The 2,953-nt window shown below is 68.2% G+C and carries 4 protein-coding genes; 3 read left to right on the forward strand and 1 reads right to left on the reverse strand.

What is annotated here, in order from left to right; translation table 11 throughout:
• Positions 1-216: electron transfer flavoprotein subunit beta/FixA family protein (locus tag VFM98_RS05115; protein WP_414708984.1), on the reverse strand; the 216-nt coding region annotated here is incomplete at its 3' end.
• 264 nt (positions 217-480) lie between these two features.
• Between VFM98_RS05115 and VFM98_RS05120 the strand changes: the two genes are divergently transcribed.
• The 3 genes from VFM98_RS05120 to VFM98_RS05130 all read left to right on the forward strand — a co-directional run.
• Positions 481-1,500 (forward strand): TRAP transporter substrate-binding protein, encoded by a 1,020-nt coding sequence (locus VFM98_RS05120; protein WP_325108818.1) that lies wholly within the window; start codon positions 481-483, stop codon positions 1,498-1,500.
• 85 nt (positions 1,501-1,585) lie between these two features.
• Positions 1,586-2,071: a TRAP transporter small permease gene (locus VFM98_RS05125; RefSeq protein WP_325108819.1), complete on the forward strand. Its 486-nt coding sequence runs from the start codon at positions 1,586-1,588 to the stop codon at positions 2,069-2,071.
• Positions 2,068-2,953 (forward strand): TRAP transporter large permease (locus VFM98_RS05130; RefSeq protein ID WP_325108820.1); only part of this gene is annotated, 886 nt, incomplete at its 3' end. The genes VFM98_RS05125 and VFM98_RS05130, both read left to right, overlap by 4 nt.

The raw sequence follows: 2,953 nt of genomic DNA on the forward strand, positions 1-2,953 counted from the left end.
CAGGGTCTCCTGGCACTGCTGCACGCCGCAGGACACCGCGATCACCTCGGTGGCGACGCCCTTCTCCTTCAGCCGCACCGCCTCTTCCACGGCGATCTCGTCGAAGGGGTTCATGCTCATCTTCACGTTGGCGATGTCCACACCGCTGCCGTCCGACTTGACTCGGACTTTGACGTTGTAGTCCACCACCCGCTTGACCGGGACCAGGACCTTCATCTGGGCACTCCTAGGGTTTCTGTGGGGGGAATTGACGTTGACGTAAACGGAATTCTATGCGGCCCGCCGGGCCGCCTTCCGCTGCGCATCGTGCCACGCGGGTCAGGGGCAAAATAGAACGACCGTTCGATTCCGGCATTATAGGCGCCGGCCACCCCTGCGCCCCCCTCGCGGAGCGGGGGAACCCTTGCGGGTTATTCAGGACCGGAGGCCTTAGGGCGGAGTCTTAAAGTCCCACGGACCCCAAGAAAAGGAGTTCGTTGGATGAACAAGCCGTGCCTGCTCTCCCTGGCCGCCCTGGGCGCGCTCGCCGCCAGCCTGCCCGCCGGCGCCCAGACCGTGCTGACCGCCTCCAGCTGGGTGCCGCCCACCCACGCGCTCAGCGTCGCGCAGAAGGAATGGTGCGACCTGGTCGCGAAGAACAGTGCCGGCAAGGTCAAGTGCAACATCCTGCCGCGCGCGGTGGCCAACCCGCCCGGCACCTACGACGCAGTGAAGAACGGCCTCGCCGACGTCTCCTTCACCGTGCACGGCTACACCCCCGGCCGCTTCGTCCTGACGCAGATGGCCGAATTCCCCTTCCTGGGTGACGCGGCGGAGCCGCTGTCGGTGGCCTTCAACCGGGTCGCGATGAAGCACCCGCAGTTCGCCCAGGAGCACCAGGGCGTGCACGTGCTGGCCTACTTCACGCACGGCCCCGGCATCATCTTCAACACCAAGCACCCGGTGACCAAGCTGGAGGACCTGCAGGGCCTCAAGTGGCGCGTCGGCGGCGGCATGGTCAACGAGATCTCCAAGGCGCTGGGCATGAACGTCACGCTCAAGCCCGCCACCGATTCGTACGAGCTGCTGTCGGGCGGCGTGATGGACGGCACGCTGTTCCCCTCCGAATCGATCGAGTCGTTCAAGATCGACAAGATCATCAAGTACGCCACCACCTTCCCCGGCGGCCTCTACAACACCAGCTTCGTGTTCATGATGAACCCGGCCACCTATGCCAAGCTGGGCCCGGCGGAGAAGAAGGCCGTCGACGACGCCTCCGGCGAGGTCGCCGCCCGCATCCTGGGGCGCAACTGGGACAAGGTGGACCGGCGCGCCTACGGCCTGATGCAGGCCAACAACGTGCAGGTCACCAAGGCCGACGCCAGGTTCGTCGCCGACGTGAAGGCCCGGACCTCGGCGCTCGAGCAGCGCTGGGTCAAGGAGGCCGAGGCCAAGGGCCTGAAGGACGCGGCCAAGGTGCTGGCCGAGTTCCGCGCCGAGATCGCCAAGCAGTCCAAGTAATTCCGGCCGCCATCCTGCTGCACGAGCGGCACCCGGGGGGACCCGGTGCCGCTTTCGTTTGCGAAGGCCGAGGGAACGACAACGAGTGAACAAACTGCTGGATCTGCTTTGCGGCCTGCTCTCGGGCATCGCGCTGTTCGCCATCATGGCGCTGACCTTCTTCGACGTGCTGGGGCGCAAGTTCGCCTCCAATTCCATCCCGGGCTCGCTGGAGATGACCGAGCTGCTGATGGTGGTGGTGATCTTCGGCGCGCTGCCGCTGGTGTCGCGGCGCGGCGAGCACGTGGAGTTCGATTCGCTCGATCCCTACCTGCCGCCCTGGGTGCGCCGCGCCCAGTGGCTGCTGGTGCACCTGCTGTGCGCCGCGGTGCTGCTGGCGCTGGCCTGGCTGATGTGGCGCACGGGCGGCCAGTTCGCCGAGACCGGCGAAACCACCGCGCAGCTGCAGATCCGCAAGGCACCCTTCATCTACGGCATGGGCGTGCTGTGCGGCATCACGGGCCTGGTGCACCTCTGGCTGCTGCGCTATCCCCCCACCGCCCGCGCTGAGGGCGAAGGGGCGGCGCTGTGACGGCGGCGCTGATCGGCTTCGCGGCCATCTTCCTGCTCGCGCTGGCGCGGGTGCCGCTCGCCTTCGCGATGGGGCTGGTGGGCTTCGCCGGCATCGGGCTCACGCGCGGCTGGCAGCCGGCCATGGCCAGCGCCGCGCAGGTGGTTTACGAGACCGGCTTCGCCTACACGCTGTCGGTGATCCCGCTGTTCATCCTGATGGGGAACTTCGTCGCCCGCGCCGGGCTGGCGCACGAGCTGTTCGCCGCCGCCTATGCCTTCATCGGCCACCTGCGCGGCGGCCTCGCCCACGCCACGGTGGCGGCCTGTGCCGGCTTCGGCGCCATCTGCGGCTCCTCCATCGCCACCGCCGCCACCATGAGCAAGGTGGCCTATCCCTCCATGCGCAAGCTGGGCTACAGCGACGCGCTCTCCACCGGCGTGATGGCCGCCGGCGGCACGCTGGGCATCATGATCCCGCCGTCCACCATCATGGTGATCTACGGCATCGTCACCGAGACCAGCATCGGCAAGCTGTTCGCCGCCGGCGTGATCCCGGGCCTGCTCACCGCCGCCCTGCTGATGATGGCCATCGTCCTCGTCACCTCGCGCGACCCCGAGCATGCCCCGGCCGGCGAGCGCGCCTCGTGGCGGCAGCGCTGGCGCGCGCTGCGCGGCATCTGGGGCGTGCTGGTGCTGGTGCTGGTGGTGCTGGGCGGCATCTACGGCGGCTTCTTCACGGCCACCGAAGGCGCGGGCTTCGGCGCGGCCGGCGCCTTCCTGTTCGCCTGGCTGCGGCGCATGCTCACCTGGCGCAGCCTGTTCGAGGTGCTGGTGGAATCGGCCCGCACCACGGCCATGCTGTTCACGCTGCTGATCGCGGCCACGCTGTTCGCCAACTTCG

It is taken from the genome of Ramlibacter sp. (genome assembly GCF_035706265.1).
In the GTDB taxonomy this organism is placed as follows: domain Bacteria; phylum Pseudomonadota; class Gammaproteobacteria; order Burkholderiales; family Burkholderiaceae_C; genus Ramlibacter.

Coding starts and splice junctions, on each gene's coding strand:
- VFM98_RS05120 (WP_325108818.1), top strand. CDS start 481: ATGAACAAGCCGTGCCTGCTCTCCCTGGCCGCCCTGGGCGCGCTCGCC.